This is a genomic window from Streptomyces sp. NRRL B-24484 (assembly GCF_000717715.1).
Lineage (GTDB): Bacteria > Actinomycetota > Actinomycetes > Streptomycetales > Streptomycetaceae > Kitasatospora.
In genome coordinates this window covers 105,481-132,033 of record NZ_JOAI01000006.1, presented here as the reverse complement: position 1 = coordinate 132,033, position 26,553 = coordinate 105,481, and the positions used below count along the sequence as shown (strand labels likewise).

Annotated in this window: 21 protein-coding genes; 8 read left to right on the top strand and 13 right to left on the bottom strand. The window is 72.3% G+C overall.

The genetic code is table 11. The features are described 5' to 3' along the window. Window positions 1-56: 56 nt before the first annotated feature. Window positions 57-1,655, top strand: coding sequence for a phytoene desaturase family protein (locus IE98_RS0107925; RefSeq protein ID WP_052390260.1), 1,599 nt, complete (start codon window positions 57-59; stop codon window positions 1,653-1,655). 88 nt (window positions 1,656-1,743) lie between these two features. On the opposite strand, the gene IE98_RS0107920 is transcribed toward IE98_RS0107925, so the two are convergent. Then, complete coding sequence (locus tag IE98_RS0107920; protein ID WP_043173708.1) at window positions 1,744-2,685, bottom strand: heme o synthase; 942 nt, start codon at window positions 2,683-2,685, stop codon at window positions 1,744-1,746. Window positions 2,686-3,140: 455 nt separating this feature from the next. On the opposite strand from IE98_RS0107920, the gene tkt reads away from it, so the two are divergent. From tkt to pgl, 5 genes are all read left to right on the top strand, one after another. Then, the gene (gene tkt / locus IE98_RS0107915; RefSeq protein WP_030266424.1) at window positions 3,141-5,240 is read left to right on the top strand and encodes a transketolase; all 2,100 of its coding nucleotides are present in this window, start codon (window positions 3,141-3,143) and stop codon (window positions 5,238-5,240) included. A gap of 94 nt (window positions 5,241-5,334) precedes the next feature. Continuing rightward, a complete protein-coding gene (gene tal / locus IE98_RS0107910; RefSeq protein ID WP_030266421.1) occupies window positions 5,335-6,474 on the top strand; it encodes a transaldolase in 1,140 nt (379 codons plus the stop codon). A 105-nt stretch (window positions 6,475-6,579) separates the two neighbouring features. Then, complete coding sequence (gene zwf / locus IE98_RS0107905) at window positions 6,580-8,103, top strand: glucose-6-phosphate dehydrogenase (protein ID WP_030266418.1); 1,524 nt, start codon at window positions 6,580-6,582, stop codon at window positions 8,101-8,103. Next, window positions 8,100-9,251, top strand: a complete 1,152-nt coding sequence (opcA, locus tag IE98_RS0107900; RefSeq protein ID WP_030266415.1) for a glucose-6-phosphate dehydrogenase assembly protein OpcA — start codon at window positions 8,100-8,102, stop codon at window positions 9,249-9,251. Before zwf ends, opcA begins: the two co-directional genes overlap by 4 nt. 44 nt (window positions 9,252-9,295) lie before the next feature. Then, a complete protein-coding gene (gene pgl / locus IE98_RS0107895) occupies window positions 9,296-10,036 on the top strand; it encodes a 6-phosphogluconolactonase (protein WP_052390283.1) in 741 nt (246 codons plus the stop codon). Window positions 10,037-10,103: 67 nt separating this feature from the next. Here the strand turns inward: pgl and IE98_RS0107890 are convergent, their stop codons facing one another. From IE98_RS0107890 to uvrA, 12 genes are all read right to left on the bottom strand, one after another. Beyond that, entirely contained in the window at window positions 10,104-11,237 is a 1,134-nt protein-coding gene (locus IE98_RS0107890) for an acyltransferase family protein (RefSeq protein WP_052390259.1), read from the bottom strand. Between the two features lie 91 nt (window positions 11,238-11,328). Further along, complete coding sequence (locus IE98_RS0107885; RefSeq protein ID WP_030266405.1) at window positions 11,329-11,616, bottom strand: RNA polymerase-binding protein RbpA; 288 nt, start codon at window positions 11,614-11,616, stop codon at window positions 11,329-11,331. A gap of 198 nt (window positions 11,617-11,814) precedes the next feature. Beyond that, window positions 11,815-12,048, bottom strand: coding sequence for a preprotein translocase subunit SecG (gene secG / locus IE98_RS0107880; RefSeq protein WP_030266403.1), 234 nt, complete (start codon window positions 12,046-12,048; stop codon window positions 11,815-11,817). Between the two features lie 88 nt (window positions 12,049-12,136). Continuing rightward, window positions 12,137-12,922 (bottom strand): triose-phosphate isomerase, encoded by a 786-nt coding sequence (gene tpiA, locus IE98_RS0107875; RefSeq protein ID WP_030266401.1) that lies wholly within the window; start codon window positions 12,920-12,922, stop codon window positions 12,137-12,139. Between the two features lie 5 nt (window positions 12,923-12,927). Further along, window positions 12,928-14,133, bottom strand: coding sequence for a phosphoglycerate kinase (locus IE98_RS0107870; RefSeq protein ID WP_030266398.1), 1,206 nt, complete (start codon window positions 14,131-14,133; stop codon window positions 12,928-12,930). 157 nt (window positions 14,134-14,290) lie between these two features. Further along, the gene (gene gap, locus IE98_RS0107865) at window positions 14,291-15,295 is read right to left on the bottom strand and encodes a type I glyceraldehyde-3-phosphate dehydrogenase (RefSeq protein WP_030266396.1); all 1,005 of its coding nucleotides are present in this window, start codon (window positions 15,293-15,295) and stop codon (window positions 14,291-14,293) included. Window positions 15,296-15,578: 283 nt separating this feature from the next. Further along, entirely contained in the window at window positions 15,579-16,559 is a 981-nt protein-coding gene (gene whiA / locus IE98_RS0107860) for a DNA-binding protein WhiA (RefSeq protein ID WP_030266394.1), read from the bottom strand. Further along, a complete protein-coding gene (locus IE98_RS0107855) occupies window positions 16,550-17,626 on the bottom strand; it encodes a gluconeogenesis factor YvcK family protein (RefSeq protein WP_030266392.1) in 1,077 nt (358 codons plus the stop codon). The genes whiA and IE98_RS0107855 overlap by 10 nt, the downstream gene beginning before the upstream one ends. Window positions 17,627-17,700: 74 nt before the next feature. Then, entirely contained in the window at window positions 17,701-18,531 is an 831-nt protein-coding gene (gene rapZ, locus IE98_RS0107850) for an RNase adapter RapZ (protein WP_234443457.1), read from the bottom strand. Window positions 18,532-18,703: 172 nt separating this feature from the next. Then, on the bottom strand, window positions 18,704-20,785 hold the full coding sequence (gene uvrC, locus IE98_RS0107845; RefSeq protein WP_030266385.1) for an excinuclease ABC subunit UvrC: 2,082 nt from the start codon (window positions 20,783-20,785) through the stop codon (window positions 18,704-18,706). Window positions 20,786-20,852: 67 nt separating this feature from the next. Further along, a complete protein-coding gene (locus IE98_RS0107840; protein ID WP_030266383.1) occupies window positions 20,853-21,356 on the bottom strand; it encodes a Rieske (2Fe-2S) protein in 504 nt (167 codons plus the stop codon). Window positions 21,357-21,500: 144 nt separating this feature from the next. Then, entirely contained in the window at window positions 21,501-24,485 is a 2,985-nt protein-coding gene (uvrA, locus tag IE98_RS0107835; RefSeq protein WP_030266381.1) for an excinuclease ABC subunit UvrA, read from the bottom strand. A gap of 437 nt (window positions 24,486-24,922) precedes the next feature. On the opposite strand from uvrA, the gene IE98_RS0107830 reads away from it, so the two are divergent. Both IE98_RS0107830 and IE98_RS0107825 read left to right on the top strand, forming a co-directional pair. After that, complete coding sequence (locus tag IE98_RS0107830) at window positions 24,923-25,708, top strand: maleylpyruvate isomerase family mycothiol-dependent enzyme (RefSeq protein ID WP_078660843.1); 786 nt, start codon at window positions 24,923-24,925, stop codon at window positions 25,706-25,708. 84 nt (window positions 25,709-25,792) lie between these two features. After that, window positions 25,793-26,446, top strand: coding sequence for an MBL fold metallo-hydrolase (locus IE98_RS0107825; protein ID WP_030266376.1), 654 nt, complete (start codon window positions 25,793-25,795; stop codon window positions 26,444-26,446). Window positions 26,447-26,553: the final 107 nt, after the last annotated feature.

Here is a 26,553-nt window from a genome sequence, read left to right as displayed (position 1 = left end):
CCGACACCCCTGTCCGCACCCTGGCCGCCCCGCACCGCCTCTGGTAGACCTGCCGCATGCAGCCCTCCCGAGGTGACGCGACCACGCCCGACTCCCCCGTCCGCGGCCGCTACGACGTCGTCGTGGTCGGCGGCGGCCACAACGGCCTGGTGGCCGCCGCCTACCTGGCGCGGGCCGGCCGCAGCGTGCTGGTGCTGGAACGGCTCGGCCGCACCGGCGGGGCCGCGGTCTCCACCGAGGCCTTCCCCGGGGTCGCCGCCCGGCTGTCCCGGTACTCGTACCTGGTGAGCCTGCTGCCGCAGAAGATCGTCGCCGAGCTGGGGCTGCACTTCGCGGTGCGGCCCCGGCGGATCTCCTCGTACACCCCGACCGTCCGCGGCGGACGGCCGACCGGGCTGCTGGTCGACCGGGCGGACGACTCCCGCACCGCCGCGTCCTTCCGCGCCCTGACCGGCTCCGACCGGGAGCACGCGGCCTGGCAGGAGTTCTACGGGCGGACGTCCGTGGTCGCCGAACGGGTCTTCCCGTCCCTCACCGAGCCGCTGCCCACCCGGGCGGAGCTGCGGCGGCGGATCGACGACCCGGCGGCCTGGGAGGCGCTGTTCGAGCGGCCGATCGGCGAGGCCGTGGAGGGCGCCTTCGCCGACGACCTCGTCCGCGGCGTGGTACTCACCGACGCCCTGATCGGCACCTTCACCCACGCCCACGACCCGGGGCTGGCGCAGAACCGCTGCTTCCTCTACCACGTGATCGGCGGCGGCACCGGCGACTGGAACGTGCCGGTCGGCGGCATGGGCGCGCTCACCGACGCACTGGCGGACGCCGCCCGGGCCGCCGGCGCCGAGATCCGCACCGGCTGCGAGGCGACCGCGATCGACCCGGGCACCGCCGGGGGCACCGCCGAGGTCGCCTTCCACCACGACGGCCGCGAGCACCGGGTGGGCGCCGGGACGGTGCTGTGCAACGCCGCCCCGCAGACCCTCGCCCGGCTGCTCGGCGAGGCACCGCCGGAGCCCGCCCCGGAGGGCTCCCAGCTCAAGGTCAACATGCTGCTGCGCCGACTGCCCCGACTGAGGGACACCGCGGTGGACCCGCGGGACGCCTTCGCCGGCACACTGCACCTGGCGGAGTCGTACGGCGAACTGGAGACCGCCTACCGGCAGGCGGCCGAGGGGCGGATGCCCTCACCGGCGCCCTCCGAGATCTACTGCCACTCGCTGACCGACCCGTCGATCCTGGGTCCGGAGCTCGCCGCGCAGGGCTTCCACACCCTCACCCTGTTCGGGGTGCACCAGCCGGCCCGGCTGTTCGCCGACGACCCGGAGAAGGCCCGGGCGGCCGCACTGGAGGCGGTGCTCGCGCCGCTGCAGGAGTGCCTGGACGAGCCGCTGGCCGACTGCCTGGCCGTGGACGGCGAGGGCCGGCCCTGCATCGAGGCGAAGAGCCCGCCGGACCTGGAGGCCGACCTCGGCCTGCCCGGCGGCAACATCTTCCACCGCGAGCTGGCCTTCCCCTGGGGCGAGGACCCGGCCGACCGCTGGGGCGTCGCCACCGCCCACCCGAACGTGCTGCTCTGCGGGGCCGGCGCGGTGCGCGGCGGCGGCGTCAGCGGGATCCCCGGCCACAACGCCGCGATGGCCGTCCTCGGCCGGTAGCCGCCCGACCGGGCCGGTCCGGTACGACGGAGCGACGGAGCCCCGGGGCGCAGGCCCCGGGGCTCCGGTCGGTCTCAGGCGTTCGCCGTCACTTGACGAACGGGTCCACCGCGATGACCACGAACAGCAGGGTCAGGTAGGTGATGGACCAGTGGAAGAGCCGCATCTCCTTGAGCTTGGCGCCGACCACCCCGGCCTTGGCGCGGGCGTGCAGGCCGTGCGCCTCCTTCAGCCAGAACGCGCCGAGCACCACCGCGGAGACCGGGTACAGCCAGCTGGTGTGGCCGAGCGGCCACAGGGCCAGCGAGACCGCGACCATCACCCAGGAGTAGGCGACGATCTGCCGGGCGACGGCCAGGTTGCCCTTGATGACGGGGAGCATCGGCACGCCCGCCTTGACGTAGTCCTCGCGGACCTTCATCGACAGCGGCCAGTAGTGCGGCGGCGTCCAGAAGAAGATCACCAGGAAGAGCACCAGCGCGGACCAGGAGAGCGAGTTCGTCACCGCGGCCCAGCCGACGAACACCGGCATGCAGCCGGCGATGCCGCCCCACACGATGTTCTGGGTCGTGCGGCGCTTCAGGCCGAGGGTGTAGACGAACACGTAGAAGAGCAGTGCGCCCAGCGCCAGCGCCGAGGAGAGCGCGTTGACCAGCAGACCCAGCCAGAGGGTCGAGCCGATCGCCAGCGCGATGCCGAAGACCAGCGCCTCGCGCGGGGACACCATGCCGGTGACGATCGGCCGGCGCTCGGTGCGGGACATCACCGCGTCGATGTCGCGGTCGATGTACATGTTGAGGGCGTTGGCGCCACCCGCGGAGAGGTAGCCGCCGACGACGACCTCGACGACCAGCCACGGGTCGGGTACACCGTGCTGTGCCAGGAACATCACCGGGACGGTGGTGATCAGCAGCAGCTCGATGATCCGCGGCTTGGTCAGTGCGACGAATGCGCCGACACGGGCCCCGAACGGCCGGTGCGCAGGCGTCGCCCCGACCGCCCCGGCGGGGCGGGATTCGACGGCGGTCACGAACACCCCAACTCACGATGAACTTCCACAGGCGTCCCCTGGGCCCGTGGGCTCCGGTGCGTCCGCGCTGCGCGTACCACGCCACCTTAGACGCTCCATATGTCCCGTCCCGCCCCGGGGTGCCCCGGCGAGCCGGAGCCGCACACCCGCGGGTGAATCGCCGCAGTTCGCGCCGCGGACGGCCGGGCCGCCCGTCTTGCCCCTCGGACGAGCGGACCGTTCGGGTCCGGGTGAGGGTAGGACAGAGCCCGCGAAGCCCTTCGGGAATGCCGATAGCGCCACCCCGGTTGCCCCGGCACGCAAGGTGAGGCCCCTTGTGAGCGGTAGGCTCGCACAGAGAAGCGGGATCAACCCTCCGTGACCGGCACCAGCGAACGTCAGGACCACAGCGACGTGGCCGACCGGTCCCCTTCACGGGGTCACTCTTCACCACCAGGAAGGAGCCCTGAGACAGGGTGAGCACCACGCCGACGAACGCATTCGAATGGACCGAACTGGACCAGCGGACCGTCGACACGGCCCGCGTCCTCGCGATGGATGCCGTGCAGAAGGTGGGCAACGGGCACCCCGGCACCGCGATGTCGCTGGCCCCGGCTGCATACGTGATCTTCCAGCGCTTCCTGCGGCACGACCCCACCGATCCGGCCTGGGTCGGCCGCGACCGCTTCGTCCTCTCCCCCGGGCACACGTCGCTGACTCTCTACACCCAGCTCTACCTCTCCGGCTACGGGCTGTCCCTGGACGACCTGAAGGCCTTCCGGGTCGCCGGCAGCCGTACCCCGGGTCACCCCGAGCACGGCCACACGGCGGGTGTCGAGACCACCACCGGCCCGCTGGGCCAGGGCATCGCCAACGCGGTCGGCATGGCGATGGCCGCCCGCTACGAGCGCGGCCTGTTCGACCCGGAGGCCGCCGAGGGCGAGTCCCCGTTCGACCACACCGTATGGGCCATCGTCTCCGACGGCGACCTGGAGGAGGGCATCTCCGCGGAGGCGTCCTCGCTGGCCGGCCACCAGAAGCTGGGCAACCTCGTCGCGCTCTACGACGACAACCACATCTCCATCGAGGGCGACACCGAGACGGCCTTCTCCGAGGACGTCCTCGCCCGGTACGAGGCGTACGGCTGGCACGTCCAGCGGATCACGCCGAAGTCCGACGGCGACGTCGACGTGCAGGCGCTGGCGACCGCGCTGGCCGCCGCCAGGGCCGAGACCGAGCGCCCGTCGATCATCGCGATGCGCACCATCATCGCGTGGCCGGCCCCGAACGCCCAGGACACCGCCAAGGCGCACGGCTCCGCGCTCGGCGACGCCGAGATCGCCGCCACCAAGAAGGTCCTCGGCTTCTCGCCGGAGAAGACCTTCGAGGTCACCGAGCAGGTCGTCGAGCACGCCCGCCAGGTCGTGCACCGCGGCAAGGCCGCCCGTGCCGAGTGGGAGGCCTCCTTCCACGCGTGGCGGGCCGCCAACCCGGAGCGCGCCGCCGAGTTCGACCGGATCCAGATCGGCGAGCTGCCCGACGGCTGGGAGAAGGCCCTGCCGGTCTTCCCGGCCGGCAAGGACGTCGCGACCCGCAAGGCCTCCGGCGACGCGCTGAAGGCCGTCGGCAAGCACGTCCCGGAGCTGTGGGGCGGCTCGGCGGACCTCGCCGAGTCCAACCTCACCACCATCGACGAGGAGTCCTCCTTCCTCCCGGCGAGCAACCCGCTGAAGACCGCCTCGCCGTACGGCCGGACGATCCACTTCGGCATCCGCGAGCACGCCATGGGCGCGATCATGAACGGCATCGCGCTGCACGGCCGGACCCGCATCTACGGCGGCACCTTCCTGGTGTTCTCCGACTACATGCGCCCGGCCGTCCGCCTCGCCGCCCTGATGAAGCTCCCCGTCACCTACGTGTGGACGCACGACTCCATCGGCCTCGGCGAGGACGGCCCGACCCACCAGCCGGTCGAGCACCTGGCCGCGCTGCGCGCCATCCCCGGCCTCGCGGTGGTCCGCCCCGGCGACGCCAACGAGACGTCCGTCGTCTGGCGCACGATCCTGGAGCGGCAGACCAGCCACCCCGGCCCGGTCGGCCTCGCGCTCACCCGCCAGGGCGTGCCCACCTACGACCGCGAGGTGTTCGGCTCCGCCGAGGGCGCGGCCAAGGGCGGCTACGTGCTGGCCGAGGCCGAGGGCGCCTCGCCGAAGGTCATCCTGATCGGCACCGGCTCCGAGGTGCAGCTGGCCGTCCAGGCCCGCGAGGCCCTGGAGGCGGACGGCATCCCGACCCGCGTCGTCTCGATGCCGTCGGTCGAGTGGTTCAACGAGCAGGACCAGGCGTACCGCGACAGCGTGCTGCCGCCGAACGTCCGTGCCCGGGTCTCGGTCGAGGCGGGCATCGCCCAGGGCTGGCGCGAGCTGGTCGGCGACGCCGGCCGCATCATCAGCCTGGAGCACTTCGGTGCCTCCGCCGACTACAAGGTGCTGTTCCAGGAGTTCGGCCTGACCGCCGACGCCGTGGCCAACGCCGCCCGCGCCTCGCTCCGCACGGTCGAGGCCGTCTCCCGCTAGCAGCGCCCTCCAGGCCGGGTGTCCGACCGCACATCGGACGCCCGGCCTGTCTGACGACCCCACAGCAGACGTACGAAAAAGAGGATGTAGCACCATGACTGACGCTCTGAAGCGCCTCAGCGACGAAGGCGTGGCGATCTGGCTGGACGACCTCAGCCGCGAGCGGCTCAACAGCGGCAACCTGGCCGAGCTGGTGCAGGAGAAGCACGTCGTCGGTGTCACCACCAACCCGACCATCTTCCAGAAGGCCATCGGCGGCGGCAGCGCCGCGTACGACGGCCAGCTGACCGACCTGGCCGTCCGCAAGGTCTCCGTGGACGAGGCCGTCCGCATGATCACCACCTCGGACGTCCGCGACGCGGCCGACGTGCTGCGCCCGGTCTACGACGCCTCCAACGGCCGCGACGGCCGGGTCTCGATCGAGGTCGACCCGCGCCTGGCGCACGAGACCGCGGCCACCGTCGCCGAGGCCAAGCAGCTGTGGTGGCTGGTCGACCGCCCGAACGTGTTCATCAAGATCCCCGCCACCGAGGCCGGCCTGCCCGCCATCACCGAGGTGATCGCCAGGGGCATCAGCGTCAACGTCACGCTGATCTTCTCGCTGGAGCGGTACCGCGCCGTGATGGACGCCTACCTGTCCGGCCTGGAGAAGGCCAAGGCCGCCGGCCTCGACCTCTCGCAGATCGAGTCGGTCGCCTCCTTCTTCGTCTCCCGCGTGGACACCGAGATCGACAAGCGCCTCGACAAGGTCGGCGGCGACGCCAAGGAGCTGCGCTCCAAGGCCGGTGTGGCCAACGCCCGCCTCGCCTACCAGGCGTACGAGGAGGTCTTCGGCCCGGTCGACGCCAAGCGCGACGGCTCGGACCGCTGGAAGGCCCTGGAGGCCGCCGGCGCCAAGCCGCAGCGCCCGCTGTGGGCGTCCACCGGCGTCAAGGACCCGAACCTGCCGGACACCCTGTACGTGACCGAGCTGGCCGCACCCGGCACCGTCAACACCATGCCGGAGGCCACCCTCAACGCCACCGACGACCACGGTGTCGTCACCGGCGACGCCATCACCCCGAACTACGCCGACGCCAAGGCCGTGATGGACGCCGTCGCCGCGGCCGGCGTCGACTACGACGACGTCGTCCAGCTGCTGGAGGACGAGGGCGTCGAGAAGTTCGAGGCCTCCTGGAAGGAACTGCTGGACACGGTCGCGGCCTCGCTCGCCGCGCACGGCGACCAGAACTGACACGACTGCTCACGACCTAGCGCACGGAGAGCGGAGCCAACACCAGTGAGCAACACCCCTGCTTTTCCCGATGTCGAGGGGGCCGAGGTCGGGCAGGGTGACCCCCTGCAGCCCTCCAACCCGCTGCGCGATCCGGCGGACCGCCGGCTGCCGAGGATCGCCGGGCCGTCCGGCCTGGTGATCTTCGGCGTGACCGGCGACCTGTCGCGCAAGAAGCTCATGCCGGCCGTCTACGACCTGGCCAACCGAGGCCTGCTGCCGCCGGGCTTCTCGCTCGTCGGCTTCGCCCGCCGCGAGTGGGAGGACGAGGACTTCGCGCGGGAGGTGCACGACGCGGTCAAGGAGCACGCGCGCACGCAGTTCCGCGAGGAGGTCTGGCAGCAGCTCGCCAAGGGCATGCGGTTCGTCCAGGGCGACTTCGGCGACGACGAGGCCTTCGACACCCTGCGGAAGACCATCGAGGACCTCGACCGGGCCCAGGGCACGGGCGGCAACTTCGCCTTCTACCTGTCGGTGCCGCCGAAGTTCTTCCCGACCGTCGTCCAGCAGCTGAAGAAGCACGGCCTGACCGACCCGCCGAAGGGCTCCTGGCGCCGCGCGGTGATCGAGAAGCCGTTCGGCCACGACCTGGAGAGCGCCCAGGAGCTGAACCGGATCGTCCACGAGGTCTTCCCCCGGGACGAGGTCTTCCGGATCGACCACTACCTCGGCAAGGAGACCGTCCAGAACATCCTGGCGCTCCGCTTCGCCAACCAGATGTTCGAGCCGATCTGGAACCGGTCCTACGTCGACCACGTGCAGATCACCATGGCCGAGGACATCGGCATCGGCGGCCGCGCCGGCTACTACGACGGCATCGGCTCGGCCCGCGACGTCATCCAGAACCACCTGCTCCAGCTGATGGCGCTCACCGCCATCGAGGAGCCCGCGTCCTTCCACCCCAAGGCCCTGGTCGCCGAGAAGCTCAAGGTGCTCAGCGCCGTGAAGCTCCCCGCCGACCTCGGCAAGCACACCGTGCGCGGCCAGTACGCGTCCGGCTGGCAGGGCGGCGAGGAGGTGGTCGGCTACCTGGACGAGGACGGCATCAACCCCGAGTCCAAGACCGACACCTACGCGGCGATCAAGCTGGAGATCAACAACCGGCGCTGGGCCGGCGTCCCGTTCTACCTGCGGACGGGCAAGCGCCTCGGCCGCCGGGTGACCGAGATCGCGGTCGTCTTCCAGCGCGCCCCCTACCTGCCGTTCGACTCCTACGCCACCGAGGAGCTGGGGCAGAACGCCCTGGTCATCCGGGTACAGCCGGACGAGGGCGTCACCGTGCGGTTCGGCTCCAAGGTGCCCGGCACCGCGCTGGAGGTCCGCGACGTCACGATGGACTTCGCCTACGGCGAGTCCTTCACCGAGTCCAGCCCGGAGGCGTACGAGCGCCTGATCCTCGACGTGCTGCTCGGCGACGCCAACCTCTTCCCGCGGCACCAGGAGGTCGAGCTCTCCTGGCAGATCCTCGACCCGATCGAGCGGTACTGGGACGCCCACGACAAGCCCGCGCAGTACGCGGCCGGCACGTGGGGCCCGATCGAGGCTGACGAGATGCTCGCACGAGACGGCAGGAGCTGGCGCCGGCCATGAAGATCGACCTGACCCACACCACCTCCAGCCGGATCAACGCGGCGCTGATGGACGCCCGCCGCGCCAGCGGTTCCACCGCGGCCGGCATGGTGCTCACCCTGGTGATCGTGACCGACGAGGGCAGCGCCTACGACGCCCTCAAGGCCGCCAACGACGCCTCCCGCGAGCACCCCTCGCGCACCCTGGCGGTCATCAAGCGGGCCGGGCGCTCGCCGCGCGCCCGGGCCGAGACCCGCCTGGACGCCGAGATCCTGGTCGGCAGCGACGCGGGCTCCGGCGAGACGGTCGTCCTGCGCATGCACGGCGAGCTCGCCGCGCACGCCCAGTCGGTCGTCCTGCCGCTGCTGCTGCCGGACGCCCCCGTGGTCGTCTGGTGGCCGGACAACGCCCCGCTGCACCCGGCGAACGACCCGCTCGGCGCGCTCGCCCAGCGGCGCATCACCGACGCCGTCACCGCCGAGTCGCCGGTCGGCCAGCTCGCCCAGCGGGCCGCCAGCTACACCCCCGGCGACACCGACCTCGCCTGGACCCGCATCACCGGCTGGCGCTCCATGCTGGCCGCCGCGCTCGACCAGCGGCCCACCGCGATCACCGGCGCGGTCGTCGAGGGCGAGTCGTACAACCCCAGCGTCGAGCTGCTCGGCCTCTGGATGACCAACCGGCTGCGGGTCCCGGTCGAGCGGATCGTCACCGGCGGCCCCGGCATCACCGCCGTCCGGCTGCGCACCCAGGACGGCGAGATCGTCCTGGACCGTCCCGACGGCCTGATGGGCACGCTGTCCATGCCCGGATCGCCGGACCGGATGGTCGCGCTCAAGCGCCGCGACACCGCCGAGCTCATCGCGGAGGAGCTGCGCCGGCTCGACCCGGACGACATCTACGCGACGGCCGTCCGCACCCCGGTGGACCGGCTGCGCGAGAAGCTTCCGGAGGAGGCCTCACCGTCGGCCGACGCCGTCCCGGCCGAGGTCGCGGCCCCGGCCCGGGTCACCGCCAAGCTGCCGGCCGACAAGCCGGTCGAGGCCGAGGCAGTGGACGCCGAGCCGGTCGAGGCCGAGGCAGTGGACGCCGAGCCGGTCGAGGCCGGGTCGGCGGCGAAGAAGCCGGCCGGCAAGAAGGCCGCCCCGCGCAAGCGGAGCGCCTCGTGACGGCGGCGACCCCGCAACTGGTGGTGCACCGGGACAAGGAGCTGATGGCGCAGGCCGCGGCGGCCCGGCTGATCACCCGCATCGTGGACGCCCAGTCCGCCCGCGGCACCGCCTCGGTGGTGCTGACGGGCGGGCGGAACGGCAACGCCCTGCTGGCCGCGATCGCCGCCTCCCCGGCGCGCGACGCGGTCGACTGGGCGCGGCTCGACCTCTGGTGGGGCGACGAGCGCTTCGTCACGGCCGCCGACCCGGACCGCAACGCCGTGCAGGCGCGTGCCGAGCTCCTCGACCGCGTCCCGCTGGACCCGGCGCGGGTGCACGAGATGCCGGCCTCGGACGGCGTGGACGGCTCGGACGTCGAGGCCGCCGCGGCCCGGTACGCCGAGGAGCTCGCCAAGGCCGCCGGCCCCGGCGAGCACGCCGGGGTGCCGGCCTTCGACGTGCTGCTGCTCGGCGTCGGCCCGGACACCCACGTCGCCTCGCTCTTCCCGGAGCACCCCGGTGTCCGGGAGCAGGAGCTCACCGTGATCGGCGTCCGCGGGGCGCCGAAGCCGCCGCCCACCCGGATCTCGCTCACCCTCCCGGCGATCCGGGCGGCCCGTGAGGTCTGGCTGCTCGCCGCCGGCGAGGACAAGGCGGGGGCGGTCTCCCTCGCCCTGCGCGGCCCCGGGGAACTCCAGGCACCCGCCTCCGGCGCCTACGGCACCGCCCGGACCCTCTGGCTGCTCGACCGCTCCGCAGCGGCCGAACTGCCGCCCCAGCTGTACCCGCCGGCCTCGGCCTGAGGAAGCCCCGGCACACGCGTGCGCCCCGCCGGACAGGTCGTCCGGCGGGGCGCAGGTGCGTCCGGGGTCAGGCGGCGGCCGGAGCGGCCGTCCGCTCACCGGCGGCCGGCCCGGCCTCCGGGACGGGCGGGGTCGGCCGGCCGCCGGCACCGCGGTCGTCCAGCCGCCGGATCAGCCTCCGGCCGAGGGCGATCATCGGCTGCTCGACCCGGTGGTACAGCACGTCCGCCGCGAGCAGCGCGAAGGACGCCACCACCAGGCCGGCGAGCGGGGAGTTGTGACGCAACTCGGGTGCCATGCCGAAGACCGCGGACGCGGCCAGCACCTGCACCAGGTAGAGGCCGTACGAGCGCTCGCCGACGAAGACCAGCGGGCGGCGGGAGAGCAGCCAGCGCCCGGCCCCCGGACCGAGCAGCGAGGGCAGCAGCAGCGCCACGCCCACGCCGTAGACCACCACGGTGTGGCCCTGGCCGTGCAGGACGGCGGTGAGCCGGGGCACCGACAGGTGGAGCAGCACGAACGCGGCGCCGACCACGGCCCCGGCCACCGGGTGGGTCAGCGGGGCGAGCAGGGCGAACCCGCGGCGGCTGTGCAGGACGAGGGCCAGCAGGGCACCGGTCATCAGCACCGCGTAGTGGACGGCGAGCGACTCCCACGCCGGGGAGAACGGCACCAGCAGCACCGCGATGCCGAGCAGCGCCACCGGGATCCGCAGCCGGAGCGCGACCGCACCGGCCAGGATCAGCGCCAACGGCCAGACCAGGTAGAACTTCTGCTCGATGCCGATCGTCCAGGAGTGGAGGAACGGCGTGCCGGGAGCCAGGTCGTACTCGTTGAGGAAGGTCGCATAGTGCGGCAGGTGGTCGCGGAGCAGCCGCCACGACCCGCCGTGGCGGAACTGGGTGGCCACGGTCGCCGCCAGGACGACGTAGTACAGCGGCACGATGCGGAAGATCCGGCGCAGGTAGAAGTCGCGCAGGGAGATCCGGCCGGTCCGGTCGCGCTCACGGAGCATCAGCGTGGTGATCAGGAACCCGGAGACCACGAAGAAGACGTGCACCCCGATCCAGCCGGAGAGGAACGCCGCCCGCGGCCCGGCGAAGTGGAAGAGCACCACGATCACCGCGGCGAAGGCGCGGAGACCGTCGAGCGCGTCGAACCTGCGCATCCCCAGGTACTCGGCGTGGGTCAGCTTGCGCACGGGTCACTCCAGGTCGGTGCTACGGGGGACGGTACGCCGGGAACACGCGAAGGGCGCCACCGGTGACGGCGGCGCCCTTCGCGTGTTCCCCTCAGATCTCGCCGCGGAGCTTGGCCAGCGCCTCGGCCAGGATGGCCTCGCCGTCGGCGTCGGTGCGGCGCTCGCGCACGTACGCGAGGTGGGTCTTGTACGGCTCGTTGCGGGCCGGCGCCGGGGGGTTGTGCTCGTCCTGGCCTGCCGGGAACCCGCAGCGCGGGCAGTCCCAGGTCTCCGGGATCGCCGCCTCGGCGGCGAAGCTGGGGCGCGTCTCGTGCTTGTTCGCGCACCAGAAGGAGATCCGGGTACGGGGGGCGGACTCGCCGCGCTCCGCCTCGCCCATGGGGCCTGCGCCGACTCTGCTTCCTCGGATGGCGTTGCCACTTGCCACGGTTGGACTCCCTGCGTGCTGGTGCCGCCCGGCCGCGGCAGTGCGGACGGTGGCGAAGTCGTCCTAGTGTAAGCGGCAGTTAAAGCTCTGCCACCACCGCCTGACAAACCGGGCTCCGGCCCGCGCGGACGGGGCCGGACGCGACGTCGGCTACTTGTACTTGAGCAGCAGGCTCAGCACCACGATGCAGGCGAACCAGGCGAGGCCGACCAGGATCGTGATGCGGTCGAGGTTCCGCTCGGCCACCGCGGAGCCGCCGCCGGTGGACATCGCGCCACCGCCGAACATGTCGGACAGGCCGCCGCCCTTCCCCTTGTGCAGCAGCACCAGGAGGATCATCAGCAGGCTGAAGATGATCAGGGCAATCGAGAACCCGAGAACCACGGCGGGACCAACTCTCTCGTATCTTCGGCGAAGGGGCCGGGCCGCGTGGAAGCGGTCCGGCCCCAAAGCCTACGTTGCTGCGGCGGCGTTAGCCTACTGCCTGCTCGCGGTAGCGCACGATCTTGACGAACTCCTCGGCGTCCAGCGAGGCACCGCCGATCAGACCGCCGTCGACGTCCGGCTTGGCCATCAGGCCGGCCGCGCTGGAGGACTTCACCGAACCGCCGTACAGGATGCGGACCTTGCCGGCCAGCTCCGCGTCGTACAGCTCGGCCAGGCGGGCGCGGATCGCACCGCAGACCTCCTGGGCGTCCTCCGGGGTCGCCACCTCGCCGGTGCCGATCGCCCAGACCGGCTCGTACGCGACGACGACCGTCTCCGCGTCCGAGGCCGGCACGCCCTCCAGCGCGCCGTCCAGCTGCGCCAGGGTGTGCGCGACGTGGGTGCCCGCCTTGCGGACGTCCAGCGGCTCGCCGATGCACAGGATCGGCGTGATGCCGCTGCGGTAGGCGGCCTTCACCTTGGCGTTGACGATCTCCTCGTTCTCGCCGTGGTACTGGCGGCGCTCCGAGTGGCCGATCACCGCGTAGGTGCACTTCAGCTTGGACAGCATCGGGCCGGAGATCTCACCGGTGTAGGCGCCGGAGTCGTACTGCGAGATGTCCTGCGAGCCGTACTTGATCTTCAGCTTGTCGCCGTCGACCAGCGTCTGCACCGACCGCAGGTCGGTGAACGGGGTCAGCACGGCGACCTCGACGGCCTCGTAGTCCTTGTCGGCCAGCGCGAAGGCCAGCTTCTGGGTGTGCTGGATGGCCTCGAGGTGGTTGAGGTTCATCTTCCAGTTGCCCGCCATCAGCGGGAGGCGCTCAGTCATCTTCCTCAGCCTTCCAGGGCGGCGAGACCGGGGAGGGTCTTGCCCTCCAGGTACTCGAGGCTTGCGCCACCGCCGGTCGAGATGTGCCCGAACTTCGTCTCGTCGAAGCCCAGGGTGCGGACGGCCGCGGCGGAGTCGCCGCCGCCGACCACGGTGAACGCGTCGGAGTCGATCAGGCCCTGGGCCACGACCCGGGTGCCCTCGGCGAACGCCGGGTGCTCGAACACGCCCATCGGGCCGTTCCAGAACACGGTCTTCGCGTCGGCGATCTTCTCCGCGAACAGCTGTGCCGTCCTCGGGCCGATGTCCAGGCCGAGCGCGCCGTCCGGGATCGCGTCCACGTCGACCACGGCGAAGTCCTCGACCGGGGCGCCGTTCTTGACGTCCGGGAACGAGCCGGACACCGCGGTGTCCACCGGGATCACGAACTCCACGCCCTGCTCGGCGCCGCGCTTCAGGTAGTCCTGGACGACCGGGATCTGGTCCTCCTGCAGCAGCGAGGCACCGACCCCGTGGCCCTGGGCCGCGATGAAGGTGTACATCATGCCGCCGCCGATGAGGATCTTGTCGGCCTTGCCGAGCAGGTTCTCGATCACGCCGACCTTGTCGGAGACCTTCGATCCGCCGAGCACCACCACGTACGGGCGGGCCACCTCGTCGGTGAGCCGCTTCAGCACGCCCACCTCGGTGGCGATCAGGTCGCCGACCGCGTGCGGCAGCCGGGCCGGCAGGTCGTAGACCGAGGCGTGCTTGCGGTGCACCGCGCCGAAGCCGTCGCCCACGTAGAGGTCGGCCAGGGCGGCCAGCTCGTCGGCGAAGGCGCCGCGCTCGGCGTCGTCCTTGGCGGTCTCGCCCGCGTTGAAGCGCAGGTTCTCCAGCAGCACGACCTCGCCGTCGGCCAGGGCGTCGACCGCGGCCTTCGCGCTCGCGCCCACGGTGTCGGTGGCGAAGGCCACCGGGACGCCGAGGATCTCGCCGAGGCGGACGGCCACCGGCGCGAGGGAGTACTGCGGGTCGGGCTCGCCCTTCGGGCGGCCCAGGTGCGAGGCCACGACCACCTTGGCGCCGGCCTGCACCAGCTTGGCGATGGTCGGCGCGACGGCGCGGATCCGGCCGTCGTCGGTGATCGTCCCGCCGGACAGCGGCACGTTCAGGTCGGCGCGGACGAACACCCGCTCGCCGGCGACCTGGAGGTCTTCGATCGTCTTCACGGTCTTGGGTCTCCCGAGGAAGGTGGTGCGTGTCGGCGGCACGGCGGCGGGCCACCGGATGACACGACGGGCGAGGGTCGGGACGCGAAGCGGGGGCCCGGACGGCGTCAGCCTTCCGGGCCCCGCACCTCACATCACGTCAGCTCCCGCGCAGGGGTCAGAGCTGGCCGCCGACGAGCGTGGTCAGGTTGACGAGACGGTTCGAGTAGCCCCACTCGTTGTCGTACCAGCCGAAGATCTTGACCTGGTTGCCCTGGGCCATGGTCATCAGGGAGTCGAAGATCGTGGAGAACGGCGAGTTGACGATGTCGGAGGAGACGATCGGGTCCTCGGTGTACTGCAGGATGCCCTTGAGGTCGCCCTCGGCCGCCTTCTGGAAGGCCGCGTTGACCTCCTCGACGGTGACCTCGCGCTCCAGGGTCACCACCAGGTCGGTGATCGAACCGGTCGGCACCGGGACGCGCAGCGAGGTGCCGTCGAGCTTGCCCTTGAGCTCGGGCAGGACCAGGGCGGTGGCCTTGGCGGCACCCGTCGAGGTCGGGATGATGTTCAGCGACGCGGCACGGGCGCGGCGCAGGTCCTTGTGCGGGAAGTCCAGCGTGACCTGGTCGTTGGTGAACGCGTGGACCGTGGTCATCAGACCCTTGACGATCCCGAAGTTCTCGTTCAGCACCTTCGCCAGGGGGGCGACGCAGTTGGTGGTGCAGGAGGCGTTCGAGATGACGGTGTGGTTCGCCGGGTCGTACTTGTCGTCGTTGACGCCCATGACGATGGTGACGTCCTCGTCCGTCGCGGGCGCCGAGATGATGACCTTCTTCGCGCCGGCCGTGACGTGCTTCTTTGCAAGCTCGGCCTTGGTGAAGATACCGGTGGACTCGATGACGATGTCGACGCCCAGCTCGCCCCAGGGGAGGTTCGCGGGGTCGCGCTCGGCGACGACCTTGAAGGTCTTGCCGTCCACGGTGATGCTGTCGGCGGTGTGGGAGACCTCGGACTGCAGGGTGCCGAGGATCGAGTCGTACTTGAGCAGGTGCGCGAGGGTCTTCGTGTCGGTCAGGTCATTGACACCGACGATCTCGATGTCCGCGCCCTGAGCCTGAACCGCACGGAAGAAGTTGCGGCCGATGCGGCCGAATCCGTTGATGCCTACCCGGATCGTCACGAACCGATCTCCTCTTAGGTACGCCGGACTGAATTCCGACGGGGGTTGAAATGGGATGTCCCCGACCACCCATGACCCTACCTCCCCGCGGCTCCGCCGGGCACATCGCCTCTCCGCCCCGGACGGCCCTGAGCGAGCCGTCGGATTACCCGCTGGTAACTCCTGTGACCCCCGTGCACAAAGGGGCGCGGGGAACGGCGCGAATCACCGGACGCGGTGTCGCGCCTTCCGATTCGCGCGGTTCCCCGCGCCCCTTTATGTGTCCGAATAGCGACACCGATTGTCAGCTGAGCGCCATCTCGTCGGTGAGGTTGGCCTCGGTGCTCGGCAGCCCCAGCTCGGCGGCGCGCTTGTCGGCCATCGCCAGCAGGCGGCGGATCCGGCCGGCCACCGCGTCCTTGGTGAGCGGCGGGTCGGCGAGCGCGCCGAGCTCCTCCAGCGAGGCCTGCTTGTGCTGCATCCGCAGCTGGCCCGCGGCCGCCAGGTGCTCGGGCACCTCGTCGCCGAGGATCTCCAGCGCGCGCTGCACGCGCGCGCCCGCCGCGACCGCCGCGCGCGCCGAGCGGCGCAGGTTGGCGTCGTCGAAGTTCGCGAGCCGGTTCGCGGTGGCACGGACCTCGCGCCGCATCCGGCGCTCCTCCCACGCGAGCACCGCCTCGTGCGCCCCCAACCGCGTCAGCAGCGCGCCGATCGCGTCACCGTCCCGGATGACCACCCGGTCGACGCCGCGGACCTCGCGGGCCTTGGCCGGGATGCCCAGCCGGCGCGCCGCGCCGACCAGGGCGAGCGCCGCCTCCGAACCCGGGCAGGTGATCTCCAGCGAGGAGGACCGGCCGGGCTCGGTGAGCGAGCCGTGCGCCAGGAAGGCGCCGCGCCAGGCGGCCTCGGCGTCGCAGGTCGCCCCGGACACCACGGCCGGCGGCAGACCGCGGATCGGCCGTCCGCGCCCGTCCACCAGGCCGGTCTGCCGGGCCAGCAGCTCGCCGTCCTTGACCACCCGGACCACGTACCGGCTGCCGCGGCGCAGCCCGCCCGGGGCCATCACCACCAGGTCGGAGGAGTGTCCGAAGATCTCCAGCAGGTCCTTGCGCAGGCGCCGGGCCGCGATGGCCGTGTCCAGCTCCGCCTCGATCACGATCCGGCCGCTCACGATGTGCAGACCGCCTGCGAACCGCAGGATCGCCGAGACCTCGGCCTTCCGGCAGCACGCCCGGGTGACCGGGAGCCGGGAGATTTCGTCCTTCACCGCAGGAGTCATCGCCATGGGCCGATCCTTCCATGTGTCCGGAAAATCCGGTCGTACGCAGCCGCCAGGAGCTCCGGGTCGTGTCGCGGGGTTCCGTCCGCCCGGGCGACCCGGCCGAGCACCAGGGCCGCGCCCATCCGCTCGGCGGCCTTCTCCAGCCCGGCCAGGTCGGCGAGGCCGAAGGCCCCGCCGGTGACCGCCCGCTCGTCGACCAGCACGGCGTCCACCGCGAGGTCGGGCGCGTGGTCGGCGATCACGTCGAGGTGCCGCTGCGGGCTGAAGCCCTCGGTCTCGCCCGGCTGGGGCGCGAGGTTGAGCGTGAGCAGCCGGCGCGCGCGGGTCCCGACCAGCGCCTTGGCGAGCTCGGGCACCAGCAGGTGCGGCAGCACGCTGGTGAACCAGGAGCCCGGGCCGAGCACCACCCAGTCCGCCTCCAGCACGGCCTCGACGGCCTCCGGCACGGCGGGCGGCTCCTCCGGCAGCAGCCGGACCGACTGCACGGTGCCGGGGGTCACGGCGACGCTGGCCTGGCCGCGGACGGCGGTGAGCTCGTGCGGGCGGGCCGGGTCGTGCCCGCGGACCTCCGCCTCGATGTCCAGCGGGACGGCCGACATCGGCAGCACCCGGCCCTGCACGTTGAGCAGCCGGCCGACCCAGTTGAGCGCCTCGACCGGGTCGCCGAGCTTCTCCCAGAGGGCGACGATCAGCAGGTTGCCGACGGCGTGGCCACCGAGGTCCCCGTCGCCGGTGAAGCGCTGCTGGATGACCTCGGACCAGGTGCGGCCCCAGTCGTCGTCGCCGCAGAGCGCGGCGAGCGCCTTGCGCAGGTCGCCCGGGGGCAGCACGCCGAGCTCGGTGCGCAGCCGCCCGCTGGAGCCGCCGTCGTCGGCGACGGTGACAACGGCGGTCAGCTCGTTGGTGAGCCGGCGCAGCGCGGACAGCGAGGCGGACAGCCCCTGGCCGCCGCCGAGCGCGGTGATTTTGGGCGCGCCGGGACGCGACTTCTGGGCAGCCGGACTGCCTCCGGCCGGGGCTCGCTCGCCAGACCTCTGCTGGAACTGCCGTGCTGGCGAGTATCCCGTCACACCGACCCCATGTTCCTGTCTCGTGCTCCCGTGGGCCGGGCCGCGGGCGGCCCGCCGGGGTCAGCCCCGGCCGGTCACTCCCGGCCCATGTCGCGGTGGACGAGCACCGTTTCGACGCCGTCCGCGATCAGACGCCTGGTCAGCCGCTCGGACATGGCGACGCTGCGGTGCTTGCCACCGGTGCAGCCTACGGCAAGAGTCATGTAGCGCTTGCCCTCCCGGCGATACCCTTCGGTCACGATCCTCAGCAACTCTGCGTAGCCGTCCAGGAACTCCTGGGCACCGGGCTGCTTGAAGACGTAGTCGGCCACGTCGCTGTCGGTGCCGGTGTGGGCCCGCAGCTCGGGCACCCAGTGCGGGTTCGGCAGGAAGCGGCAGTCGACCACCAGGTCGGCGTCGACCGGCAGGCCGTACTTGAAGCCGAAGGACATCACGGTGGCGCGCAGCTCGGGCTCGTCGTGGTCGGCGAACTGGGCGTCGAGCTTGGCGCGCAGCTGGTGGACGTTGAGGTTGGAGGTGTCGATCACCAGGTCGGCCTCGCCGCGCAGGTCGCGCAGCAGCTCGCGCTCCTGGGCGATGCCGTCGACGATCCGGCCGTCGCCCTGCAGCGGGTGCGGGCGGCGGACGGACTCGAAGCGGCGCACCAGCGCCTCGTCCGAGGAGTCCAGGAAGACGACGCGCAGCCGCACGCCGCGCTTCTCCAGCTCCTCCAGCGAGGTGAGCAGGTCGTCGAAGAAGCTGCGGCCGCGGACGTCGACGACGGCACCGATCCGGGGCACCGAGCCCTGGGAGCGGGCGCCGAGGTCCACCATGGTGGGGATCAGCGCGGGCGGCAGGTTGTCCACCACGAACCAGCCCAGGTCCTCCAGGCACTTGGCCGCGGTGCTCCGGCCGGCGCCGGACATACCGGAGATGATCACCAGCTCCGGTGCGTTGTCGCCCACGTCGGACACGTTCACTTCGGTTCCCCGCTCTCGGTGGTTCGCTTCGGAAGAACGCCCCGGACCCGTCGGTGCTTCCCGGCACCGCCGGCGGGGGCGGTGCCGGGGTCCGCGCGGCGACGGGCGTCATCGGCCGTCATGGCGTCTCCCGGGGTGCGCCGGCCCCGGCAGGGTCGGCGCTGTCGTCAATGATCTCGCCGGTGGCGGTGTTCACCGCGAGTGCGGCAGGTGGCCGGGAGGCCAACGCGGCCGCAACAGTCTCCGCGGTGCGGCGGCCGATCCCGGGCACCTCGCACAGCTCGTCCACGGTGGCGGCCCGCAGCCGCTTGAGGGAACCGAAGTGCTTGAGCAGTGCCTGGCGGCGGGTCTCGCCGAGCCCGGGCACGGCGTCCAGCCCGCCGGTGGTGAGCCGCTTGGAGCGCTTGGAGCGCTGGTAGGCGATGGCGAAGCGGTGCGCCTCGTCGCGCACGCGCTGCAGCAGGTAGAGGCCCTCGCTGGTGCGCGGCAGCACGACGGGGTCGTCCTGGCCGGGCAGCCAGACCTCCTCCAGCCGCTTGGCGAGGCCGCAGAGGGCGACGTCGTCGATGCCGAGCTCGTCGAGGGCCCGGCGGGCGGCGGCGACCTGCGGCTGCCCGCCGTCGACGACCAGCAGCTGCGGCGGGTAGGCGAAGCGGCGGGGGCGGCCGGTCTCCGGGTCGACGGGGCCGGCGGCGGCGTCCTCGGCGAGCCCGTCCGTGCCGTCGGCGCCGGTGATGCCCGTGATGCCGTCGGGAGCCCCGTCGGGGCCGGTGTCCTCGGGGACGACCCACTCGCCGGTCCGCTCGCGTTCCCGGAGGTAGCGGCGGAAGCGGCGGCCGATCACCTCGTGCATCGAGCGGACGTCGTCCTGCCCGGCGAAGCCCTTGATCTGGAAGCGCCGGTACTCGCTCTTGCGGGCCAGGCCGTCCTCGAAGACGACCATGGACGCGACCACGTCCTCGCCCTGCAGGTGGGAGATGTCGAAGCACTCGATGCGCAGCGGCACGGAGTCGAGCTCCAGCGCGTCGGCGATCTCCTGGAGGGCGCGGCTGCGGGTGGTGAGGTCGGAGGCCCGCTTGGTCTTGTGCAGCGCGAGCGCCTGCTGGGCGTTGCGGTGCACGGTGGCCATCAGGTCCTTCTTGTCGCCGCGCTGCGGGACGCGCAGGTCGACCTGGGCGCCGCGCAGGCCGGTGAGCCACTCGCGGACGGGCCCGGGCGGCTCGGGCAGCGCCGGGACGAGCACCTCGCGGGGCACGTTCTCGGTGCCGGAGCCGTACAGCTGCTGCAGGGCGTGCTCGACCAGGGAGGCGGTGTCGACGTCCTCGACCCGGTCGGTGATCCAGCCGCGCTGGCCGCGGACCCGGCCGCCGCGGACGTGGAAGATCTGGACGGCGGCCTCCAGCTCGTCCTCGGCGAGGGCGAGCACGTCGGCGTCCGTGCCGTCGGCGAGGACGACCGCGTTCTTCTCCATGGCGCGCTTGAGGGCGCCGATGTCGTCGCGCAGCCGGGCCGCCTTCTCGTACTCCATGGCGGCGGCGGCCTCCTGCATCTGCTGCTCCAGGCGGCGCAGGTACCCGCCGGTGCGGCCGGCCATGAAGTCGCAGAACTCCTCGGCGAGGTCGCGGTGCTCGTCGGCGGTGACCTTGCCGACGCAGGGCGCGGCGCACTTGCCGATGTAGCCGAGCAGGCAGGGCCGGCCGACCTGGCTCGCGCGCTTGAAGACGCCGTTGGAGCAGGTGCGGACGGGGAAGACCCGGAGCAGCAGGTCGACGGTCTCGCGGATGGCCCAGGCGTGGCCGTACGGGCCGAAGTAGCGCACGCCCTTCTTGTGTGCCCCCCGCATGACCTGCACGCGGGGGAACTCCTCGTTGAGGGTGACGGCGAGCTCGGGGTAGCTCTTGTCGTCGCGGTACTTGACGTTGAAGCGGGGGTCGAACTCCTTGATCCAGGAGTACTCCAGCTGCAGCGCCTCGACCTCGGTGCCGACCACCGTCCACTCGACCGAGGCGGCGGTGGTGACCATGGTGGCCGTGCGCGGGTGCAGACCGGCGAGGTCCTGGAAGTAGGAGGAGAGCCGGGGGCGCAGGCTCTTGGCCTTGCCGACGTAGATGACCCGGCCGTGCTCGTCGCGGAACCGGTACACCCCGGGTGAGAGCGGGATCGCACCGGGCGCCGGACGGTAGGTGGACGGGTCTGCCATGCCCCCTACCGTACCGACTGCCGATGACCGCCCGTGGCCGGTTTCCCGGGGTGCGGCCGCGAACCGATCAGGCGGGTGTGACCTGGACGTTGTTGTTGACGACGGCCACCTTGTAGGAGGGGAGCGGCTTGGGCGCGGGGCCGCCCTCGACGGCGCCGTCGGTGATCGAGAAGCGGCTGCCGTGGCAGGGGCAGTCGATCGTCTTGTCCTTGACCTCGTCGACGATGCAGCCGGCGTGGGTGCACTTGGCGCTGAAGGCCTTGTACTCGCCCGCGGCGGGCTGGGTGACCACGATCTTCTGCTCGCGGAAGACCTTGCCGCCGCCGACCGGGATGTCGGCGGCCGGACCGAGCTCGACCGGGGCGGCGTTCTGCGCCTGGGTGCCGCCGGAGCCGCCCGTCGAGCCGGACGAACCCGAGGACCCGGAGGACCCCGAGGACGAGCAGCCGGTGACCGCGACGGTGCCGCCCGCGGCGAGCACGGCTGCCGCGCCGCACAGCAGGGTGCGGCGGGAGGCGGCGGGGCCGCGGTCGGTCTCGGCGGCGGAGGCGGTGGCGACGGGCTCGTTCATGCGGGCGGCTCCTCGGACGCGGGTACGGGCGGACCGGCCGCAGTCTATGCCCCGTACCTGGGCGTTCCGCCCGGTCGAGCGGTACTGACACACCACCTCCCCGGCCGGCGCGGGGCCGGGGAGGTTCGGTGAGCGTGTGCCCCGCTACTTCTTGGCGGCGGCCCGCTTGCGGGCGGTGCCGGCGCCGGCCTTGGCGGTGGTGCCGGCCACCTTGGCGGTGGTGTCCGCGGCCTTGGCCGCCGTGCTGCGGCTGCCGCCGCGGCGGGCGGCGGGGACGGCCGCGTCGGAGACCCCGGCAAGGATGTCCCGCAGGAACTTGCCGGTGTGGCTGGCGGTGACCGCGGCGATCTCCTCCGGGGTGCCCTCGGCGACCACCGTGCCTCCGCCGCTACCGCCCTCCGGGCCCATGTCGACGATCCAGTCGGCGGTCTTGATGACGTCGAGGTTGTGCTCGATGACGACCACCGTGTTGCCCTTGTCGACCAGGCCCTCCAGCACCTTGATCAGCTTGCTGATGTCCTCGAAGTGCAGGCCCGTGGTGGGCTCGTCGAGGACGTACACGGTGCGGCCGGTGGAGCGCTTCTGCAGCTCGGAGGCGAGCTTGACGCGCTGCGCCTCGCCGCCGGACAGGGTCGGGGCGGACTGGCCGAGCCGGACGTAGCCGAGGCCGACGTCGTTGAGGGTGCGCAGGTGCCGGGCGATGGCCGGGACGGCCTCGAAGAAGGCCAGCGCCTCCTCGATCGGCATGTCCAGCACCTCGGCGATGGACCTGCCCTTGTAGTGGACCTCCAGCGTCTCCCGGTTGTAGCGGGCGCCGTGGCAGACCTCGCACGGGACGTAGACGTCCGGCAGGAAGTTCATCTCGATCTTGATGGTGCCGTCGCCGGAGCAGTTCTCGCAGCGGCCGCCCTTGACGTTGAAGGAGAACCGGCCGGGCAGGTAGCCGCGGACCTTGGCCTCCTGGGTCTCCGCGAAGAGGCGGCGGACGTGGTCGAAGACGCCGGTGTAGGTGGCCGGGTTGGACCGCGGGGTGCGGCCGATCGGCGACTGGTCGACGTGCACCACCTTGTCCACCAGGTCGGTGCCGGTGATCCGGGTGTGCCGGCCGGGCACGCTGCGGGCGCCGTTGAGCTCGCGCGCGAGGTGGGTGTAGAGGATGTCGTTGACCAGCGTGGACTTGCCGGAGCCGGAGACGCCGGTGACCGCGGTGAAGGTGCCGAGCGGGAAGCCGACCGTGACGTCCTGCAGGTTGTGCTCACGGGCGCCGTGCACGACGAGCTGGCGCTTCTTGTCCCGCGGGCGGCGGACCGCCGGGGTCGGGATGGAGCGCCGGCCGGAGAGGTACTGGCCGGTCAGCGACTCGTCGTTGGCCAGCAGCTCCTTCAGCGAGCCGGAGTGCACGACCTTGCCGCCGTGCTCGCCGGCGCCGGGGCCGATGTCGACGACCCAGTCGGCCGTCTTGATGGTGTCCTCGTCGTGCTCGACGACGATCAGGGTGTTGCCGATGTCGCGCAGCCGCACCAGCGTCTCGATCAGCCGGTGGTTGTCCCGCTGGTGCAGGCCGATGGACGGCTCGTCGAGGACGTAGAGCACGCCGACCAGGCCGGAGCCGATCTGGGTGGCGAGCCGGATGCGCTGGGCCTCGCCGCCGGAGAGGGTGCCCGCGGCGCGGTTGAGCGAGAGGTAGTCCAGGCCGACGTCGACCAGGAAGCGCAGCCGCTCGTTGACCTCCTTGAGGACCCGCTCGGCGATCTTCTTGTCGCGCGCCGTCAGCTTCATCGCGCCGAGGAACTCGGCGCAGTCGCTGATCGACATCGCCGAGACGTCGGCGATCGACCTGTCCTGGATCGTCACCGCGAGCACCACGGGCTTGAGCCGGGTGCCGTTGCAGGCGGGGCAGTGCACCTCGCGCATGTAGCCCTCGAAGCGCTCCCGGCTGGAGTCGCTCTCGGCCTCGGAGTGGCGGCGCTGCACGAACGGCACCGCGCCCTCGAAGGAGGTGGTGTACGAGCGGTCGCGGCCGTACCGGTTGCGGTACTTGACCTCGACCTGGGTGCGGTGGCCGTACAGCAGGGCCTTGCGGGCGCGGGCGGGCAGCCCGGCCCAGGGGATGTCGGTGCGGAAGCCGAGCTCGCCGGCGAGCGCGTCGGTCAGGCGCTGGAAGTACTCCTTGGTGTGGCCCTGGGACCACGGGTGGATGGCGCCCTCGTCGAGCGACTTCTCCTCGTCCGGGATCACCAGCTCCGGGTCGACCTCCATCCGGTTGCCGAGGCCGGAGCACTCCGGACAGGCGCCGAACGGCGAGTTGAAGGAGAAGGAGCGGGGCTCCAGCTCCTCGAAGGAGACGTCGTCGTACGGGCAGTAGAGGTGCTCGGAGTACATCCGCTCGCGCTCGGGGTCGTCGTCCGGGAGGTCGACGAAGTCGAGCACCACCATGCCGCCGGAGAGCTTGAGCGCGGTCTCGACGGAGTCGGTGAGGCGGCGCTTGGCGCTCTCCTTGACCGTCAGTCGGTCGACGACCACCTCGACGGTGTGCTTCTCCTGCTTCTTGAGCGTCGGCGGCTCCGTCAGCTGGACGGTCGCGCCGTCGACCCGGGCCCGGGCGTAGCCCTTGGACTGCAGGTCGGCGAAGAGGTCGACGAACTCGCCCTTGCGCTCGCGCACCACCGGGCTGAGCACCTGGAAGCGGGTGCCCTCGGCGAGCTCCAGCACCCGGTCGACGATGGCCTGCGGGGACTGCCGGGCGATCGGCCGCGAGCAGTGCGGGCAGTGCGGCTTGCCGATCCGGGCGAACAGCAGGCGGAGGTAGTCGTAGACCTCGGTGATGGTGCCGACCGTGGACCGCGGGTTGCGGCTGGTGGACTTCTGGTCGATCGAGACCGCGGGCGACAGGCCCTCGATGAAGTCCACGTCCGGCTTGTCCATCTGGCCGAGGAACTGCCGGGCGTAGGAGGACAGCGACTCGACGTAGCGGCGCTGGCCCTCGGCGAAGATCGTGTCGAAGGCCAGCGAGGACTTGCCGGACCCGGAGAGGCCGGTGAAGACGATGAGGGAGTCGCGGGGCAGGTCGAGCGAGACGTTCTTGAGGTTGTGCTCGCGAGCACCGCGGACGATCAGGCGGTCGGCCACTGCTTCTGGCGCCTTTCTCCGGGGAGGTGGGGCTTCTGGGGACTTCTGGGCTTCTGAAGAACTGCTGCTGGGACTTCGCGGCTTGCTGCTTCGGGGCATGCGTACGGGCGGTCGGCGCGTCCTCGGATCCCACCGCGGCCCGGCCCTGGCGGCCGCGGCCGCACGGTGGCGGCAGCGAGCGTGCCCCAGGGAGGGCAACCAGCTGGGCGGGCGATTTCTTCCGACTCGGGACAGCCAGCCTATAGCTCAGGCGTTCGAATATCGACCTTGTCCAGTGGAGACCACCCGAATGAGTGATGCGACCTCGACACGTTGATCATCAACGCGGGGAAAGCCCCTGCTCGGAGCCGTCGGCGGGCGGTAGCGTCGCCGTGACAACGACCGGCGGCCCCCGCGGGAAACGCCGGACGCACCACGGCACCACCCGGGAGACCCCCATGACCGACCCCGCAGCCACCGGCGTCCTGCCCGAGGAGGCGGCCGCCCGGGCCGCCGAGAGCCTCAAGGCCGTCGCCGAGGGCACCGACCACCTGCTGCGCACCGTCGCCGACCTCGACCCGGACGCCGTCGCCGGCCCCTCGGCCCTGCCCGGCTGGACCCGCGGCCACGCGCTGGCCCACCTGTCGCGCAACGCCGACTCGCTGGTGAACCTGCTGGAGACCGCCCGCACCGGCGTCGACGTCCCGCAGTACGCGAGCCCCGACGCGCGCGAGCAGGGCATCCGGGACGGCGCGGGCCGCCCGCTCGACGAGCAGCTCGCCGACCTGCGGCGGAGCTCCGAGCGGCTGGCCGCGGCGGCCGAGGGCCTGCCGGACGCCGCCTGGACCGTCCCGCTGCGGCACCGCACCGGCTACGTCTTCCCCGCCTGCGACGTGCCCTGGAAGCGGCTGATGGAGGTCGAGTACCACCACGTCGACCTGGACGCCGGCTACACCCCCGCGCACTGGCCGGAGGCCTTCGCCTCCGCCGAGCTGGCCCGCCTCGCCGCCCGGCTGGACGGCGCCGAGGGGCTGCCCGGCGTCGCGCTGACCGCCGAGGACACCGGGGCCCGCGCCAGGATCGGCGAGCCGACCGGCCCCGAGCTGACCGTGGAGGGCCCCGTCCGGGCGCTCACCGCATGGCTCTCCGGCCGCTCCGACGGGGACGGGCTGCAGGTGCACCGGGCCGGTGTGCTGCTGCCCGATCCGCGCACCGTGCTGCCGCAGCTTCCGCCGCTGAACTGAACAGGCGATGATGCAGGTGACGGACTTTCAGCCGGGACCCGGCCGCACCGCGGTGCCCGGCCACGACGACCGAGGAGCAGAGCGATGACCTACCACGGAGCGGTCAAGGTCGGCGGCCCGCCCGACGTACGGGAGCTCGCCCACCTGATCGTCACCAAGGTGGCGGTCGGACCGTACGACAACAACGCCTACCTGCTGCGCTGCCGGGCCACCGACGAGCAGCTGCTGATCGACGCGGCCGCCGACGCGCCCACCCTGCTGGAGACGGTCGGCGAGAGCCTGGCCACGGTCGTCACCACCCACCGGCACCACGACCACTGGGCCGCGCTGGCGGAGGTGGTGGCCGCCACCGGCGCCCGCACGGCGGCCGGCCGGATCGACGCCGAGGCCATCGACGTCCCCACCGAGCTGCTGCTGGACGACGGCGACGTGCTGCGGGTCGGCCAGGTCGAGCTCACCGTGCGCAAGCTGGTCGGCCACACCCCCGGCGCGATCGTGCTGGTCTACGACGACCCGCAGGGCCATCCGCACGTGTTCACCGGCGACTGCCTCTTCCCCGGCGGCGTCGGCAACACCTGGAAGGACCCGGAGGCCTTCGCCAGCCTCTTCCGCGACGTCAACGAGAAGATCTTCGACGTGCTGCCGGACGAGGCCTGGGTCTACCCCGGCCACGGCAACGACACCACGCTCGGCACCGAGCGCCCGCACCTCGGCGAGTGGCGCGAGCGCGGCTGGTGACCGTCAGGTGACCGGAGGCGCGCGGCCGGGCCCGACGGTCGAGGCCGAGCTCAAGGCCGTCGTCCGCGACCCCGCCGCCGGCCGGGCCCGGCTCGACGCCCTGGCCG

What these genes read in the sequence shown, in the direction of transcription:
- IE98_RS0107925 (WP_052390260.1), top strand. Translation starts at nt 57, where the DNA reads ATGCAGCCCTCCCGAGGTGACGCGACCACGCCCGACTCCCCCGTCCGC.
- tal (WP_030266421.1), top strand. Translation starts at nt 5,335, where the DNA reads ATGACTGACGCTCTGAAGCGCCTCAGCGACGAAGGCGTGGCGATCTGG.
- opcA (WP_030266415.1), top strand. Translation starts at nt 8,100, where the DNA reads ATGAAGATCGACCTGACCCACACCACCTCCAGCCGGATCAACGCGGCG.
- pgl (WP_052390283.1), top strand. Translation starts at nt 9,296, where the DNA reads ATGGCGCAGGCCGCGGCGGCCCGGCTGATCACCCGCATCGTGGACGCC.
- IE98_RS0107885 (WP_030266405.1), bottom strand. Translation starts at nt 11,616, where the DNA reads ATGGGCGAGGCGGAGCGCGGCGAGTCCGCCCCCCGTACCCGGATCTCC.
- tpiA (WP_030266401.1), bottom strand. Translation starts at nt 12,922, where the DNA reads ATGACTGAGCGCCTCCCGCTGATGGCGGGCAACTGGAAGATGAACCTC.
- whiA (WP_030266394.1), bottom strand. Translation starts at nt 16,559, where the DNA reads ATGGCGATGACTCCTGCGGTGAAGGACGAAATCTCCCGGCTCCCGGTC.
- rapZ (WP_234443457.1), bottom strand. Translation starts at nt 18,531, where the DNA reads ATGTCCGGCGCCGGCCGGAGCACCGCGGCCAAGTGCCTGGAGGACCTG.
- uvrC (WP_030266385.1), bottom strand. Translation starts at nt 20,785, where the DNA reads ATGGCAGACCCGTCCACCTACCGTCCGGCGCCCGGTGCGATCCCGCTC.
- IE98_RS0107840 (WP_030266383.1), bottom strand. Translation starts at nt 21,356, where the DNA reads ATGAACGAGCCCGTCGCCACCGCCTCCGCCGCCGAGACCGACCGCGGC.
- IE98_RS0107830 (WP_078660843.1), top strand. Translation starts at nt 24,923, where the DNA reads ATGACCGACCCCGCAGCCACCGGCGTCCTGCCCGAGGAGGCGGCCGCC.
- IE98_RS0107825 (WP_030266376.1), top strand. Translation starts at nt 25,793, where the DNA reads ATGACCTACCACGGAGCGGTCAAGGTCGGCGGCCCGCCCGACGTACGG.